Here is a 16,605-nt window from a genome sequence, read left to right on the forward strand (position 1 = left end):
TTGTATCATCCCGGGTGCGCATAGGTAACCCTTCACTTATTCAGCGCGTAAAGACGATTTTTCCGAATATGTCGCCTTCAGCCAGGGCGGCGAAGCCGTCGCGTGCGTCGGTCAGCGGCATCGTCCGGTCGATGACCGGCCGCAGTCCGGTCTGCTCCAGGAAGACGGCCAGCCGCTGGAGCTGGTCACGCGTGCCCATCGTGGAGCCGATCACCGAGAGCTGGAGGAAGAACACCCGGTTCAGGTCGGCGGGCGGGACCGCGCCGCTGGTGGCGCCGCAGACCACGATGCGGCCGCCGGGCTTGAGCGACTTGAGCGAATGGTCCCAGGTGGCCTGACCGACGGTCTCCATGACGGCGTCGACCCGTTCGGGCAGCCGCGCGCCGGGCTCGAACACCCGGTCCGCGCCGAGCTTGGCGGCCTGCTCCCGCTTGGCGGCCGAGCGGCTGGTCGCCCAGACCCGGTAACCGCCCGCCCGGCCGAGCGCGATCAGCGCGGTGGCGACCCCGCCGCCGGCACCCTGCACGAGCACGGTGGATCCGGGCTCGAGACCGGCCTTGTCGAACAGCATGCGGTAGGCGGTCAGCCAGGCCGTGGGCAGGCATGCGGCCTCCTCGAAGCTGAGCGCGGCCGGCTTGGGCACCAGGTTGCGGCGCGGCACGGCGACCCGGTCGGCGAACGTGCCGTCGTGGACCTCCGACAGCAGCGAACGCTTGGGATCGAGCGTCTCGTCGGCCCCCGAGCCGATCACCGAGTGCACGATGACCTCGTTACCGTCGGCGTCCACCCCGGCCGCGTCGCAGCCGAGCACGATCGGCAGCCGGTCCTGCCTGATGCCCACGCCCTTGAGCGTCCACAGGTCATGGTGGTTGAGGGCGGTCGCCCGTACGGTGACGGTCGTCCAGCCGTCCGGGACCTGCGGCTCCGGATGCTCGCCGAGCGTCAGCCCGGCGAGAGGATTGTCGGGATCGGTCTGTGAGGCGGTTACGGCGAACATGGCCGCACCTTACTTCAGGGTGATCCGGATCCCGGCGATGGCCTGCTGGACGAAAGCGCGCGAGCCCGAGGCGACGATCTGCACATCGCCCCTGCATACGGTACGGGCGGGCCGCTTGAGGCCGTTGGTCGCCGACGGCGTCCTGGCGTTTTTCCGGCAGCTGGGGGTCGGGATGAACACGACCATGTCGCCGGTCCCGCCGCCGAACCAGAGCTGCGGCCCGACCGGTTCGCCCTGGATGGTCTCGCCCGGCTTCGCCAGACGGATCGAGCCACCGCCACTCAGGACGAGGTAGCCGTCCTTGCCGACCTTCCCGCGCAGGCCCTTGGCCGTCGCCAGCCGATCTTCGAAGGTCAGCCCCTCCCGCCGGTCGTACATCGCCAGCCGCCACTTGCCGAACGCGAACATCAGCACCTGCCCAGCCGAACCGACACCCGCCGGTCCCGGCCAGAGCGTGACGTTGGGCGTGAGGTTCCTGATCGGCTGAGCACCCCTGGAGATCTCCATCTCACCGCCGTAGGGGGCAGAGAAGCTGCGGTATTGCCCGGCGATCCAGGCCCCCTGAAACGGCCGCGCGCCCAGCTCGTTGAGCCGCAGCTCGGCGGGGTAGCGAACCGCCGCCCGCGTCCCGTCGGGGAACACCACCGCGATGACCTCGTTGCCGCCCTTGGCCTTGACCGGCGCGCTCACGACGTTGGGCGCGCCCTCGATCCTGGTCAACGACCGGATGGGCAGCGGTGCGGGGGTCGGCGTCGGCGGCGCGCGATCCGGCTCCGGGTCACGGCTGGCCAGCAGGCTGACGACGGGGACCGCCAGCAGCACCGCCACCACACCGATCCCGACCCACCGGCGCCGGCCACGGGCGCCCGCCTCGATGACGTCGAACTGATCGGCCACGGACATCCCCTGCCGAGGAGTGCTGTTTCACTCCCCAGTTCAGTTGAGGGGATGCCGCCAGCGCAAGCCCTGGAACTTGGCGAAATCAGCGTCGCAGGTCACGAATTCACAACCGTGCTCGATGGCCAGTGCGGCGAGATAGGCGTCGGGCAGGAGCTTGCCGGTGGCGCCCGATGAACGGCAGATCTTGGCGAAGATCTCCCAGTGTCTCGATCCGGCGTTCACCAGGACGGCATGCGGCTGGTTGCGGACGCTCTCCGCGAACTTGAAGGCCGTCTCGAACGAGGTGCTCTGCGGAATGCGGTGGTTGGTCACGACCCGCAGGAAACCGTTGATCACGAAGTCGCTGACCGCATAGGCCTCGTCGCCATTGACGAGCTCCTCGACGAGGGTCAGGCACTCGTCATGGTGCTCGGTGTCGCGGCGCTGGGCGTTGACCAGGATGTTGACGTCAGGCATCCGCATCGCGGCCTCCGCAGCGCGCCATCTTCGCCAGCTCATGCTCCACGAAGTCCGCTTCCATCAGCTCCTTGATCTCGGCCCAGGTGAGCTTGGGCCCGGCCGCGGCGCCGGACACCGGGAGCTCCACTCGAGGCCGGGCGGCCACTTCCGTGGAGCGGTTGAGTAGTTGTCGCAAAGCGTCCTCCATCACTGAGGTGAGACTGCGTCCGTTTCGTGCCGCGTACGCCTTGGCCTCGTTGAGGAGTGCGTCGTCGATCCGCACCGTGGTCCTCCGCATGACACCAGCGTCCGCCCCTGACATAAAAATGTCAACAGCAGATAGTAATCGCGCGGTCACAATTCTTGCACAGTCTTTAACCTCACCAGAGCGCCACATTGACCTTCCCGTCGGACGCCAGCCGCACCCCCTGGCCGACCAGCTCCCTGGACATGGCGTCCGTCAGGAGCTCGGCCTCCAGTACGTGAGCATGAGCGCGCCCCCCGCCCGGCAGGTCCACGACGAGGATGCCCTTCTCCGGCGCCCCGTCGCGCCCATGCGTCACCGTGTAGCCGGCCACCGTGGCGGGACCGTCGTACAGGGCGACGATCTCCACCGGATCGGCGGTGAAGACAGGCGCGGCATCGCCTAGGGTGCCGCCCGGGTCCGTGGACCAGATCGCGTACGTGTGCTTGGTCAGGTGCATGCCGACCCCTGTCACCAGCCCGTGACCCTGCTGGGCGCGCAGCAGCCCGGCCATGGTGGCCGTCGAGTGCAGGACGTAGTCGCTGGAGGGGCCGCCCGCGTACGGCAGGCCGCCGGTGACCGTCAGGCCGCGCCGGTCGAGGGGGTCCAGCTTGATCGCGTCGCACGCCTGCCGCAGCGCGATCGCGAAGCAGCTGTAGAGGTCGAGCGCGTGGATGTCGTCGAGGCCCAGCCCGGCCCGCGCGAACGCGGCCTCGGCGGTGCGCGCGATGGCCTGCGAGGCGCCGAGCGCGGGCCGCGCCGCCACCTCCCACGTGTCCTCGCCGTAAGCCCAGCCGCGCAGGTACACGCGCTGATCGCGCGGTACGCCGAGCCGGTCGGCGAGCCCGGCGGCGACCAGGACGACGGCCGCGGCCTGGTCGACCTCCCCCACGGCCACGGTGTTGCGCGTGTACGGCCAGCCGATGAAGCGGTTGCCGGTGACCAGTTCCTCCGGAGTTCGGGCGGTACGCCGCCAGGCGTGCGGGTTCGCGGCCGCGACTTCAGTCATCGGCGCCATCATCCGCCCCCGGTCCACCATTTCCTCATCTATCGACATACCGAGGGACGCGCGGCGGGCCGTCTCCATGATCGGGTAGGTGTGTACCGGCAGGAACAGCTCGTGGGCCAGCTCCGCCGGATGCGGCGGCCGTTCCCAGCCGTAGGGCGGCTTGGGATCGGCCGGATGGCTCCACGGCACGTGCTCGCCCGCCTGCCGGTAGGACCGGCGCGTGGCCAACGCCTCGGCGCCGGCGATCAGCGCCGAGTCGAGCTCCCCCGCCGCGATCCTGGCCGCGGCCTCGCCGATGAGGAGTTGCGGGGCCGTACCGCTGACCATGGAGTAGGCCCGGTGCCGGGGCGCGGCGCCGAGGCGGTCGGCGAGCCGGCCGACCGGGGAGTCGTACTGCCACGAGTCGGTGTAGACGAGCTGGATCGAGTCGAGTCGCTCGACCGGCAGCCGCGCCTCGCGAGCCGCCTCGCGCGCGACGTTTTCCCACAGGTCGAGTGGCTCCGGGCCCGGCTGTTCGTGAACGGTGCGCTGGGCCGTACCTATGAGACAGGGGGTGCGTGGATCCATGTCACCCATCTAACCAGAATAACATTCGGTTGATAAGCGGTGGCATTTGATAATCACTGTTACCAGTGGTGCCAGAGGAAATTAACACCGGCATCGACCTGCAGGAATGCTTTCTAGGAATACATGCGATCTGGTTATTTCCATAACGGAATGGAACCGGGCCAGACTTTTTCACGTCGTTTCCTGGCTGTCGGGTTGCGCCATTCATTAACGTTCCGAACGTTTTCCTGGCCCACCGGGGCGCAGTACCCCGCTCTGGGCCGCCGAGAACTGAGAGGAGCTTCATGTATTCCCGAGCAAGGCGTATCGCGATCCCGCTCGCCGGTCTGACGGCCATCGGCCTGGCCGCGGGGATGGTCGGCAGCACCGCCGCCAACGCGACCCCACCCTCCGACGTCGTGTCCAAGAACGCGGCCACTCCCGCGGAGCAGGCGGTCCAGTTCTGGACGCCCGACCGCATCAAGCGGGCGGCCGATTACGACACGAACCTCGACGCACGTTCCAACGGCGTCAAGGGCGTCAACTCCACCCCCGACGGCCCACCCGGATCCGTCCCCCCGATCGGTGAGGAGAAGACCAAAAGCATCAAGAGTAAGCAGGTCAATCTGCCCAACACGGTCGGACGCGTGTTCTTCACGCTGCCGGGGTCGAACCCGGCGAATCCGGCGAGCTGGCGGTACTGCTCGGCCAGTTCCGTGCAGGGCAAGTACCGCAACCTAGTGGCAACGTCGGCCCACTGCGTCTACGACACCAAGAAGGACACCTTCTACGACAACTGGATCTTCATCCCGTCGTACTGGGACGGCAACAACGCCTGGGAGGGCAAGGCCCCCTACGGCATCTACGCCGCCAAGACGTTCAACGCGCATGACGACTTCGTGGTGAAGGAGGACTACGACTACGACTACGCGTTCGTCAACGTCTACAACGGCATCAAGGTCAAGTGGGAGAAGGTCAACGACAAGTGGCAGTGGACGCGGAAGAACGTCGGCCGCCTCGGTGACAACGTCGGCGGCCAGGGCTTCACCTGGAACCGCAGCACCAAGGCGAACGTGTTCTCCTTCGGTTACCCGGCGGGCGAGCACCCCGACGGAGACAAGCCGTTCACCGGCCGCACGATGAAGTGGTGCTACGGCAAGACGGCCCCGATGCCCGCCGCGCCGAAGTACAACCTCCAGGAGCACATCGGCCTCAAGTGCGCCTTCACCGCCGGCGCCAGCGGTGGACCGCTCCTCTACAGCTACAAGAGCTCCACCCGTACCGGTTACCTGATCGGTGTCAACAGCGTCGCGTGGGACACGGACGGTAACGACCGCTACGACCACATCTCGTCGCCGTACTTCAACACCGACACCTACAACGTGTACAAGGCCGCCGCGAACCGGTGGACCGGCAACATGCCGTAGCACCCCACCCTGGGCCCCGGCTACTCCCGGCCGGGGCCCTTCTCACGCGTGATCAAGAAACACACAGGAAAGGCGGATGGACAACGAAGTCGGCTCATGTACTATGCCTCTGACATGCGGAAACGATCCTCACATGGATCGGAGACGCTATCCGGATCGAACCCCTTGACGCACTCCTTATGGGACACAAGTCACGCTTGATCAGATAACGAATCTCCATCCGAGCTGCAATACAGTGAGTGATCTGGAAAAATCCATCGTTACACCCCCAGAAGTACTAACCCCCAAAGGCAAGGCATTTCCATGATCCCCCGGGCATGGCACCTGGTAGCGGCTGCGCTCAGCGCGCTGCTGATGCTGCCTGCCCTCGCGGGGACCGCCTCGGCCGCGCCGAACAGCCGGGTCTACTCGGTCACGCTGGCCAAGTCGGCGGCGGACATGAAGAAGGTCGCCGAATACTGGAAGCCCGACCGGCTCAAGAATGCCGACCAGTACAGCCCCGCCACGCCGGCCTCGCAGTCCTCGCCCACCTCCAAGACCGCCTCCGGTGGCGGCCAGATCGTCCCAGCGAAGAGCCTGCGGGTCGTCCCGGCGAAGAGCCGGCAGATCCCGCCGAACGTCGGACCCGCCCTCCCGAAGGACAGCGCGGCCGCTAAGACCATGGGCAAGGTCTTCTTCCGCTTCGGCGACAAGGAATTTTGGTGCTCGGCCAGCTCGATCGCGGCCAAGAACCGCAGCGTGGTGGCGACCGCCGGACACTGCGCGTACGACTCGCGCCAGGGCAAGCCCGCCGATTACTGGATCTTCGTCCCCAATCCGGGTCCCGGTGGGGCGACGCCCGACGGCATCTACGTGGGCGCGTCGATCAGCATGCACGAGGACTGGCCGGGCAAGGGCGACTACGACTTCGACTACGCGTTCGTGACCGTGCACCGCGGCTTCAAGTGGGTCGAGAAGAACGGCCAGCTCACCATGCAGGATGTGGGCCGGTTGCAGGACAACGTCGGCGGGCAGGGCCTGACGCTCGGCAAGGGCCTGGCTCTCACGATCACCGCCTTCGGCTACCCGGCGGGCCCGCAGCCCGACGGCAGCCACCCGTTCGACGGCAAGACGCTGAAGGTCTGCTCGGGGAGCACAAGACGCACGGTCGCTCCCAGCCTCGACCTTCAGTACGGCGTGCAGCTCCAGCCGTGCGACTTCAGCGCCGGCGCCAGCGGCGGCCCCTGGTTGCTCAACTACCAGCCCGTGCAGAAGCTCGGACTCCTCACCGGGATCAACAGCCTGACCTGGAACAGAGACGCCAAGGGCGCCTACGACGCGGTGTCCTCCCCGACCTTCAACGCCACGACCGGCGAGGTCTACCGACGCGCCGCAGGGCTCGCAACACCGCAAAATGTGACGTAAGTTACACCCAGCGTATCGCCACCCCGAGTGATCAGCCGGTTTCACATCTCGAGATGGTCACGGCCATGATCGTCGCGCTTGACTCCAGTATCGGGTAATTCACACGACCAGAGTCAGACCGATAGGTTCCCGCCTGTCCGTTTGCTGCATTCTGGGGTGCACGAGGCGCCCCGCGTCTGGAGTTTTACCTTGAAGCGCATCCTTCTCCCGGCCGGTAGCGCCGTCCTGGCGACCGGCCTCCTGGCCGCCGGCCTGGCAGGCACCGCTCAGGCACAAGGCGACATCGCCACCGACCCCATGGCCCGCAACACGCAACAGGCCTCCTCGGTCGCGTCCTTCTGGGCCGCGTCGAACTTCGCCGCCCTCCGCTCCGCCACCGCGTACACCTGGGACGCCAAGGAAGTCAGGAAGGTCGTCTCGAAGGGCGGCTACAGCCCCGACGGCAACCCGGGCAGCGCCACTCCCATCGGGGAGGAGAAGAAGGCCCCCGGCAAGGCCCAGAACGTCAACATGCCCAAGACGCTCGGCAAGGTCTTCTTCGTCGACGGCAAGGGCAAGTTCCGCTACTGCTCGGCCACGTCCATCCAGTCGAACTACCGCAACCTGGTCGCCACGGCCGGCCACTGCGTCTACGACACCGACAGCAACAAGGCCCTGCTCGACAACTGGGTCTTCGTGCCCGGCTACTACGAGGGCAAGGCCCCGTTCGGAATCTACGTGGGCAAGCAAGCATTCACCCACACCGACTTCGACGTGTACGAGGACTACGACCGCGACTACGCGTTCGTGACCGTCTACAACGGCATCTCCTTCAACGGCGTCAAGCAGGTGACCAAGAAGGAGTACGACGGCTTCGTCGGCCCCAAGCGGAACTGGGGCGGGCGCTACTACATCCTGCTGTCCAAGGACGCCGGCCGTCTCGGCGACGTCGTCGGCGGCCAGGGCGTGTCGTGGAACCAGCCCACCGGCAAGCAGGTCCGCGCGTTCGGCTACCCGGCCGGCCCGCACCCCGACGGCAACAAGCCCTACAGCGGCGTGACGCCGAAGTGGTGCTACAACAAGACCACCGCCAAGGCCGTGGGCGCTCCGTGGCTGAAGATCGAGGAGCACATCGGCCTCAAGTGCGCCGTGACGCCCGGCTTCGACGGCGGCCCCTGGCTGGCCAACTACAGCAACGGCAAGCGTCTGGGCTACGTCAACGGCGTGACCAGCACCTTCGCCGACCAGGACGGCAACGACCGCATCGACTACATCACCTCGCCGTACTTCGACGGTGAGACGGCCTCTGTGTACAACTCGGCCAAGAACACGTGGTCCGGCAAGATCGTCGGCCCGAACGGCGAGCTGTACAAGTAACCACTCAACACCCAAAAAGGGGCTCGGCCGGGTTCGGCCGAGCCCCTTTTTTGTGCTCCCACAAGATCATTTATGCGGATTTGGCGATATTAGACGGAGCTCGCGCCAATCTGGTTCCTGTGATCTGAGTCACATTGGAGCGACCGCGAAGCGTGTCGCACTCCTCACAGCCCCTTCGCCGAACCCCCTTCATACCCTGCGAAAACGTGGCAATTTGATCACGCTCCGCTAAGATCTCTGACTGGTAACGGAAAGGTCACGACGGTAAGGGCGCCTACCGGATGGGGCAGAACGGCTTTTACCTGCGGAGATCACCACGCTATGTTCCTTGCTATCCCTTTACTGACGCATGGGACGCGTGTTGCGACCCACGACAGAGCAAGGAGCAGTTCCCTTGAAGCGCATCCTCATCCCCGCCGGTGGCGCCATCCTGGCTACCGGCCTTCTGGCTGCCGGCCTCGCCGGTACGGCCACGGCCGCCAGCGACGTAGCCTCCGACCCGATGGCGAAGAGCGCCGCTGACGCCAAGGCCATCGCGGACTTCTGGTCGGCTACCAACAACGCCGCCCTCAAGGCCGCGAAGGAGTCCAACGTCTGGGACTCCGGCGACGTCGCCAAGCTGCAGAGCAAGGGCGGCTACAGCGCCGACAGCAAGCCTGGCTCGTCCGTCCCGATCGGCCAGGAGAAGAAGACCTCCACCAAGGTCCAGAACGTGAACATGCCGAAGACCATCGGCAAGGTGTTCTTCGTCAACAGCAAGGGCGAGAAGAAGTGGTGCTCGGCCACTTCGGTCCAGTCGAAGTACCGCAACCTGGTCGCCACGGCCGGTCACTGCGTCTACGACACGGCCACCAACTCGGACGTCATGTCCAAGTGGGTCTTCGTCCCCGGCTACTACCAGGGCAAGACGCCGTTCGGGATCTACGTGGGTAAGCAGGCCTTCACCCACTACGACTTCGACGTGTACGAGGACTACGACCGCGACTACGCGTTCGTGACCGTGTACAACGGCATTCAGCTCGGTGGCGGTACCGCGAAGAAGGTCTCCAAGGCCGACTTCGAGAAGTACCAGGGCATCAAGGACGCCAAGGACGTCGAGATCTCGCGGGACGAGTTCCGCAAGTGCAAGCTCGACCCGACGTCGATCGAGGCGTGCTGGGCCAAGCGCGGCAGCAAGGCCGAGCCGGCTGGTCCGGACTACCCCAACGCCGAGGTCGCCAAGATCGAGGTCGGCAAGGAGGCGTACGACGCCGCCAAGGTCGGCAAGGGCAACGGGTACAAGTTCGGCGAGCCTGTCACCGAGAACGTCACCAAGGCGGTGTACGACGCCTACAAGGGCCCGGGCACCAAGGCCCAGGACGCTCGTGGCAACTACACCATCACCCACTACTTCACGCAGCAGTGGTTCAAGCCCGGCACGGCGACCAAGTTCTACAAGACCGAGTTCTTCATCATCGAAGGCGCTGCCAAGGACGTCGGTCGCCTGGGTGACGTCGTGGGCGGCCAGGGCGTGTCCTGGAACCAGCCCACGGGCAAGTACGTCCGCGTGTTCGGCTACCCGGCCGCGGCGCACCCTGACGGCCACAAGAACTACACGGGCATCACGCCCAAGTGGTGCTACGGCAAGACCAGCAAGAAGGTCGTCGGCTCGGCCGCCAAGAAGATCGAAGAGCACGTCGCGCTCAAGTGCGCGATGACCGAGGGCGCCGACGGTGGCCCTTGGCTGCTCAACTACAGCAACAGCAAGCGTCTCGGCTACGTGAACGGTGTCACCAGCACCTTCAACGACCAGGACGGCAACAAGCGAGTCGACTACATCTCCTCGCCGTACTTCGACGGTGAGACCGCTGCGGTCTACAAGTCCGCTGCGAACGTGTGGTCCGGCAAGATCATCTAAGTAACACACCGCGACCGTTCCAGGACGGTGCGCACAGTGGTAACTCGCGAAGGGCCCGGCATCGCCGGGCCCTTCGGCGTTCCCGGGCAAATCTGAAGGGCGTTTGGACGCATGGGGCGCCCGGACGGTGCCATCAAGGTGGTGTGATCTGCGTCACATCAGTCGGATCGCAGTCGGGAGGGCGGCACTGGAGCCACCGCAGTCACACTGACAACTTCCTTATGTTGATCTGCGGAAACGGTGTCATCCGGCACTTCCGGCAAGTCATCCTCTATCGCGACTTAAACATCACAGAACGATCACGCCGGACTTAGGGCTGTTTTTCCCTCCAAAGCAGCTACCTAACTTCAAGATCGACACTGTATGTTCCTGGCTATCCCTTTACTGACGCATGGGGCGCAAGAAGCGCTCCACGACAGACCAAGGAGTTACCTTGAAGCGCATCCTCCTCCCCGCCGGTGGCGCCATTCTGGCCACCGGTCTGCTGGCTGCCGGCCTCGCCGGCACCGCTGCGGCCAACGCAACCGGCGACGTCGCGTCCGACGCCCTGGCGAAGACTCAGGCTCAGGCAGAAGAGACCCTGAACTTCTGGACCAAGTCGAACAACGCGGCGCTGAAGCAGGCTGTGGCCTTCAACCCCGACTCCCTCGAGGTTGAGAAGATCTCCCGTGGTGGCGGTTATAGCGCCGACACGAAGCCCGGCTCCTCCCTGCCGATTGGCGAGGAGAAGAAGGTCGCCGTCAAGTCCCAGAACGTCAACATGCCGAAGACCATCGGCAAGGTGTTCTTCGAGGGCCGCGACGGCAAGCTCTACTACTGCTCGGGTACCTCGGTCCAGTCGCAGTACCGCAACCTGGTCGCCACGGCCGGTCACTGCGTCTACGACATCGCCGGCAACGACGAGGTCGTTTCGCGCTGGGTCTTCGTCCCGGGTTACTACCAGGGCAAGACGCCTTACGGTCTGTACGTGGGTAAGCAGGCCTTCACCCACTACGACTTCGACGTCTACGAGGACTTCGACCGCGACTACTCGTTCGTCACCGTCTACAACGGCATCGGCGGCGTGCAGAACAGCGCCTCCAAGGTGGACTGGGCGACCTTCAAGGCCTACGAGGGCGAGAAGTTCGTCAAGGAAGTCGAGGTTGGCTTCGACGAGTACCGCGCCGGGCGTCTCGACCCGAAGCGGGCTGACTACTACGGCATCAAGCGGGGCACGGCCAAGGAGAAGACCGGCCCCGAGTTCCCTGGTGCTGTCGTCGAGAAGGTCGAAGTCACCGCTGACGAGTACCGTCGGGCCGGCTTCGGCACTGGCAACGGCAAGCGTTTCGGTGAGCCCGTCACCTCGGTCGTGACCGAGAGCGAGTACAAGGGGTACCACGGCAAGGGTGACAAGACCCAGGACCGCCGCGGCAACTTCCTCATCACCGAGTACTTCACGCAGCAGTGGTACAAGCCGGGAACGGACACCAAGTTCGTCCGTTACGACCTGTACACCTCCGCTGCCGCGCTGAAGGACGTCGGCCGTCTGGGCGACAACGTCGGCGGCCAGGGTGTGGCGTGGAACCAGGCTCCGGGCAAGGTCGTTCGTACCTTCGGGTACCCCTTCGGCCCCAACCCTGACGGTAGCAAGCCCTACACCGGCGTTACGCCGAAGTGGTGCTACGGCAAGACCGCCAGCAAGGTCGTCAAGATCCCGGCCCGCAAGGTCGAGGAGCAGCAGTCGCTGAAGTGCGCCGTCACCGCCGGTTACGACGGTGGCCCGTGGCTGGCGAACTACAGCAACGCCAAGCGTCTCGGCTACGTCACCGGTGTCACCAGCCTCATCGTTGACCTCGATGGCAACAAGCGCTACGACACGATCACCTCGCCGATCTTCGACGGTGAGACCGCTGCGATCTACAAGGCCGCTGCGGCCTCGTGGTCCGGCAAGCTCGTCAAGTAGTTCGCTGAACCGGACGAGGGCTTAGGTCATCGTCCACCAGCTTTACCGAAGGGCCCGGCATCCTGCCGGGCCCTTCGGCCTTTCTCTTGCACAAACTAGGCCATGACCTGGTACTCCACCATTTCTGTAACACTCCCGAACAATCTGTTACCAGAGTGACCAGAGGGTCGATAGGGTCTTAACAACCTGCTTGTTAACTTTGTGGAGATCCTCAGTGAAGCGCCTGCTCGTCCCCCTGACCGCCGCCAGCCTGAGCGCCGCCGCCCTCACCCTCCCCGCCAACGCCGCCGCCCCCGACTGGGTACAGGACCCGCTCGCGCCCAAGGCCGCCGAGGCCTACAGCAACGCCTACTTCTGGCTCGACGCCAACGGTGCCGCCCTCAAGAAGGCCACGCAGTACAACGTCGACGCCAAGGACGTCCAGAAGCTGGTCTCCACGCAGGCGAAGGCGCCCGACGGCAAGCCCGGCTCGGCCTCCCCCACCGGCACCACGCCCGCCGCCACCAAGACCAAGGCCGTGAACCTGCCCAAGACCATCGGCAAGGTCTTCTTCCTCGACAGCGGCGGCAACTACCGCTGGTGCTCGGCCACCTCCGTCCAGGCCAGGAACCGCAACCTGGTCGCCACGGCCGGCCACTGCGTCTACGAGCGCGGCAAGGACGTCTTCCGCAAGTGGGTGTTCGTCCCCGGCTATTACCAGGGCAAGGCGCCGTTCGGCGTGTACGCGGGCGCCTACGCGTTCACCACCTACGACCTCGACACCTACGACGACTACGACGGCGACTTCGCGTTCGTGGCCGTGCACAACGGCTTCGCGCTCCCCAACGACAAGAAGGTGTCGTTCAAGGAGTTCCAGGAGTGGCGTGGCGACAAGTGGGTCAAGCCGGTTGAGATCAGCCCCGCCGAGTACGCCAAGTGCGTCCTGACCCTCGGCAACTGCTGGTCCGAGGGTGCCGACACCCCGGCCGACAAGGTGGGCCCCGACTATCCTGGCGCGGTCCTGGAGAAGGTCGAGGTCGGTAAGAAGGAGTACGACGCCGCCAGGACCGGCAAGGGCAACGGCTTCAAGTTCGGCGCGCCCGAGACGCTCCCCGTGACGCAGCTGGAGCACGCCGCCTACAAGGGCCTGGGTGAGAAGGGCGTCGACAAGCTCGGCAACTACTCCATCACCCACTACTACACACAAAAGTGGGTCAAGCCCGGCACCTCGCGCAAGTTCTACATGGCCGAGTACGTCATCGGCATCGCCAAGGACCTGGGCCGCCTCGGCGACATCGTCGGCGGCCAGGGTGTCGCCTGGAACCAGCCCATGGGCCAGACCGTCACCGCCTTCGGCTACCCCAGCGCCCCCCACCCCGACGGCGACAAGGCCTTCACCGGCGTGACGCCCAAGTGGTGCGCCGGCAAGACCGGTACGAAGACCTACCAGGTCAACACCTTCAAGGTCGAGACGCACCAGGTGCTGAAGTGCTCCATGACCCCCGGCGCCGACGGCGGCCCCTGGCTGATGAAGTACGACAACAACAAGCGCACCGGCTTCGTCAACGGCGTGACGAGCATGTTCCACGACCAGGACGGCAACGGCCGGATCGACTTCATCAGCTCCGCCTACTTCGACGGCGAGACCGCTGACGTCTACAACAAGGCCCAGTACGCCGCGACCAAGTCGATCGTCGGGCCCAACGGCGAGATGATGCAGTAATAGATAGGTACATAACGAGCCCGCCGCCGGAGATCCGGCGGCGGGCTCATCTAATAGCGGGAGGCTCAAACAGCGGATAGCTCGCGCAGCGCCCGCACCGCGGGTTCGCTCTTGTACGGCTCCAGCCGCCGACGCAGGTCGGCCGCGTACGAACGAGACCGCACCGACTGCAGCTCACCGGCCAGCTTGAACGCGGTCTCCGCCACCTTGCACGCCTCCTCCAGTTCCCCGCACTGCAGCAATCCGGCCGCCAGGAGCGACAGGTTGAACATCCGCCCGCGCACGTAGCGGCCGTCCATGTCGAGCGAGCGGTGCGCCTGCCGGACGACCCGCTCCCCCTCTCCCAGGTCGCGGAAGCAGTGGGCGAACTTGGCCGCCAGGTACGCCTCGTCGAAGTAGCTCAGCCAGGCCGGCTCGTCGGCGGGAGCCCGCGAGTCGAAGGCCACCTCGGCCGCGTGCAGCGCGCTGCCGCAGGAGCGCGCGTCGCCAAGGCCCGCCTGAGCGTGCGCCTCCAGCACCAGGCCGGAGCACAGCAGGGTGTGGACGCCCGCGCGGCGGGCCGAGAGCTGGGCGGCCCTGGCCAGGTCGAGCGCGTGGGCGTGCTGGCCCATGTAGATGGCCTGGTGCGCCATGCCGGCCAGGATCTCGCCGCCCAGCGCGTGGTCGTCGGCGCCCTGGGCCAGGCGCAGCGCCTGGATCAGGTAGCGCTGGGCCAGGCCGTGCTGCTCCAGGTCGTAGGCCATCCAACCGGCCAGGCGGGTCAGCTCCGCGGCGGCCCCGGCCAGCTGCCTGCCCGTGGCCTCGCCGTAGGCGCCCTCTTTGAGCAGCGGCGAGACCGCGGTGTCGAGGTATTTGATGACCGACGCGCGGACGCGTCCGCTGCCGAACCTGTTGTCGAGCTCACCGAAGGAACGGGTGACCTCGTGGATCGCGGTGATGTCGGCCCTGCCGACGCGGCGTGCGCCGGAGCCGCCCGGGCGTTCCTCCGGCGGGGCTGTCAGCCAGCGGACGGCCCCTACCGAGCCCGCACCAATCGCGAAAGTCGAATCGATCAGGAAGCGCCGCCTCTCCATATCGGCCCGCCACAGCGCCGTCACGGTCGCGACCCCCTCCTTCCACGTGTGCGTGAACTCCTGTCCGAGATCCAGGGGTGTAACGACGGCCGGCATGCCCACCTCCACGGGGGAGAAGGGCCTGCCGAGCCGGAGTGCGAAAATCTCGGTAAGGAGGCACGGCACAGGGTCCCGAGGCCGCTGACCGCCGATCCAGCGCAGCACGGAGCTGTGGTCGTACTTCAGGCCAGGGGTGCCACGCGCGGCTCCCAGGTCGTTGAGGCGCCTGGCCAACCCCTTGTGGGAGAAGCCGGCCTCCGCGATCAGCTGCTGTAGCAGTCGATTGGGCTCGCGTTCCATCGCTCTCCTCGCGGCAACAGGAGTCGGCGCCCGCATCCTTACAGAGAGCCCTCTTTATAGCACGGAGAGTAAAGGAAATTTGGCGGTTTCCTAAGGGAGTTACGGCTTCCCGCAGAACTACAGGCGGGCGACCCCGTCGGCGCGGGCCTGGGCGGCCACGGCGGCGGTCACCGCGGGCGCTACACGCGCGTCGAACGGGCTGGGGATCACGTAGTCGGCCCTGACGTCCGCGCCCACCACGTCGGCGAGCGCGACGGCCGCCGCGACCTTCATGTTCTCGGTGATCGTGGTGGCCCGTACGTCGAGCGCGCCGCGGAAGACGCCGGGGAAGGCCAGCACGTTGTTGATCTGGTTGGGGAAGTCGGAGCGGCCGGTCGCGACCACCTTGGCGTACTTCGCGGCCACCTCGGGATGCACCTCGGGGGTGGGGTTGGACAGGGCGAACACGATCGAGTCCGCGGCCATCGAGGCGATGGCCGCCTCCGACACCGTCGAGCCGGACAGGCCGAGGAAGACGTCGGCGCCCGCCAGGGCCTCCTCGGTCGAGCCCTTGTGGCCCGCCTTGTTGGTGTCGCGGGCCAGGGCCTGCTTGACCGGGTTGAGCCCTTCCCTGCCGTCGTAGATCATGCCCTTGGAGTCGGCGACCGCGATGTCGCCGATGCCGGCCTCCAGGAGGATCCGGGTGACCGCGACCCCGGACGCGCCGGCTCCGGCCACCACTGCGCGCAGGTCGCCCAGAGAGCGGCCGGTCAGTCGGGCCGCGTTGGTCAGCGCGGCGAGGGCCACGATGGCGGTGCCGTGCTGGTCGTCGTGGAAGACCGGGATGTCGAGCAGGTCCCGCAACCGGTCTTCGACCTCGAAGCAGCGGGGCGCGCTGATGTCCTCCAGGTTGATGCCGCCGAACGAGGGCGCCAGTCGTACGACGGTTTCGACCAGGGCGTCGACGTCGGTGCAGTCGAGGCAGATCGGGACCGCGTCGACGCCCCCGAACTCCTTGAACAGCAGCGCCTTGCCCTCCATCACGGGCATGGCGGCCGCCGGGCCGATGTCGCCGAGGCCGAGCACGGCCGTGCCGTCGGAGACGACGGCGACCACGTTGGAGACCCAGGTGTAGTCGTTGACGAGTGACGGCGTGTCGGCGATCGCGGTGCAGACGCGGGCGACCCCGGGGGTGTAGGCAAGGGAAAGGTCGTCGGCGTTGCGGACGGGGATGGTGGATCGGACCTCGAGCTTGCCGCCGCGATGCAACGCGAAGGCGGGATCGAGATCGAGGGATTCAACGGAAGCGGGTGTGGTAGTCACAGCGACCCCAGTAGTCATCGGACGGATGA

The 16,605-nt window shown here is 66.3% G+C and carries 13 protein-coding genes; 6 read left to right on the forward strand and 7 right to left on the reverse strand.

Features of this window, described 5'->3' with window-relative positions; all coding sequences use genetic code 11:
* Positions 1-40: 40 nt before the first annotated feature.
* The 5 genes from AB0B64_RS56340 to AB0B64_RS56360 form a co-directional block, all read right to left on the reverse strand.
* Positions 41-997 (reverse strand): zinc-binding dehydrogenase, encoded by a 957-nt coding sequence (locus tag AB0B64_RS56340; RefSeq protein ID WP_357949646.1) that lies wholly within the window; start codon positions 995-997, stop codon positions 41-43.
* 9 nt (positions 998-1,006) lie between these two features.
* Complete coding sequence (locus tag AB0B64_RS56345; RefSeq protein ID WP_358203699.1) at positions 1,007-1,894, reverse strand: hypothetical protein; 888 nt, start codon at positions 1,892-1,894, stop codon at positions 1,007-1,009.
* Positions 1,895-1,933: 39 nt separating this feature from the next.
* Complete coding sequence (locus AB0B64_RS56350; protein ID WP_357949640.1) at positions 1,934-2,359, reverse strand: type II toxin-antitoxin system VapC family toxin; 426 nt, start codon at positions 2,357-2,359, stop codon at positions 1,934-1,936.
* Positions 2,346-2,618, reverse strand: coding sequence for a DUF2191 domain-containing protein (locus AB0B64_RS56355; RefSeq protein WP_357949637.1), 273 nt, complete (start codon positions 2,616-2,618; stop codon positions 2,346-2,348). Before AB0B64_RS56355 ends, AB0B64_RS56350 begins: the two co-directional genes overlap by 14 nt.
* Before the next feature lie 97 nt (positions 2,619-2,715).
* Positions 2,716-4,164, reverse strand: a complete 1,449-nt coding sequence (locus AB0B64_RS56360; RefSeq protein WP_357949635.1) for an acetyl-CoA synthetase — start codon at positions 4,162-4,164, stop codon at positions 2,716-2,718.
* A 275-nt stretch (positions 4,165-4,439) separates the two neighbouring features.
* On the opposite strand from AB0B64_RS56360, the gene AB0B64_RS56365 reads away from it, so the two are divergent.
* The 6 genes from AB0B64_RS56365 (at position 4,440) to AB0B64_RS56390 (ending at position 13,862) form a co-directional block, all read left to right on the forward strand.
* A complete protein-coding gene (locus tag AB0B64_RS56365; RefSeq protein ID WP_357949632.1) occupies positions 4,440-5,561 on the forward strand; it encodes a serine protease in 1,122 nt (373 codons plus the stop codon).
* Positions 5,562-5,864: 303 nt separating this feature from the next.
* Entirely contained in the window at positions 5,865-6,965 is a 1,101-nt protein-coding gene (locus AB0B64_RS56370; protein ID WP_357949630.1) for a hypothetical protein, read from the forward strand.
* 189 nt (positions 6,966-7,154) lie between these two features.
* A complete protein-coding gene (locus AB0B64_RS56375) occupies positions 7,155-8,321 on the forward strand; it encodes a hypothetical protein (RefSeq protein ID WP_357949628.1) in 1,167 nt (388 codons plus the stop codon).
* A gap of 394 nt (positions 8,322-8,715) precedes the next feature.
* Complete coding sequence (locus AB0B64_RS56380; RefSeq protein WP_357949625.1) at positions 8,716-10,218, forward strand: hypothetical protein; 1,503 nt, start codon at positions 8,716-8,718, stop codon at positions 10,216-10,218.
* A gap of 433 nt (positions 10,219-10,651) precedes the next feature.
* Positions 10,652-12,160: a hypothetical protein gene (locus tag AB0B64_RS56385; RefSeq protein ID WP_357949622.1), complete on the forward strand. Its 1,509-nt coding sequence runs from the start codon at positions 10,652-10,654 to the stop codon at positions 12,158-12,160.
* Positions 12,161-12,374: 214 nt separating this feature from the next.
* Positions 12,375-13,862, forward strand: a complete 1,488-nt coding sequence (locus AB0B64_RS56390; protein WP_357949620.1) for a hypothetical protein — start codon at positions 12,375-12,377, stop codon at positions 13,860-13,862.
* A 65-nt stretch (positions 13,863-13,927) separates the two neighbouring features.
* On the opposite strand, the gene AB0B64_RS56395 is transcribed toward AB0B64_RS56390, so the two are convergent.
* Both AB0B64_RS56395 and AB0B64_RS56400 read right to left on the reverse strand, forming a co-directional pair.
* Positions 13,928-15,274 (reverse strand): hypothetical protein, encoded by a 1,347-nt coding sequence (locus AB0B64_RS56395; RefSeq protein WP_358203723.1) that lies wholly within the window; start codon positions 15,272-15,274, stop codon positions 13,928-13,930.
* Positions 15,275-15,391: 117 nt separating this feature from the next.
* Positions 15,392-16,594: an NADP-dependent malic enzyme gene (locus AB0B64_RS56400; protein WP_357949616.1), complete on the reverse strand. Its 1,203-nt coding sequence runs from the start codon at positions 16,592-16,594 to the stop codon at positions 15,392-15,394.
* Between the last annotated feature and the right edge of the window lie 11 nt (positions 16,595-16,605).

It is taken from the genome of Nonomuraea sp. NPDC049129 (genome assembly GCF_040648495.1).
Lineage (GTDB): Bacteria > Actinomycetota > Actinomycetes > Streptosporangiales > Streptosporangiaceae > Nonomuraea.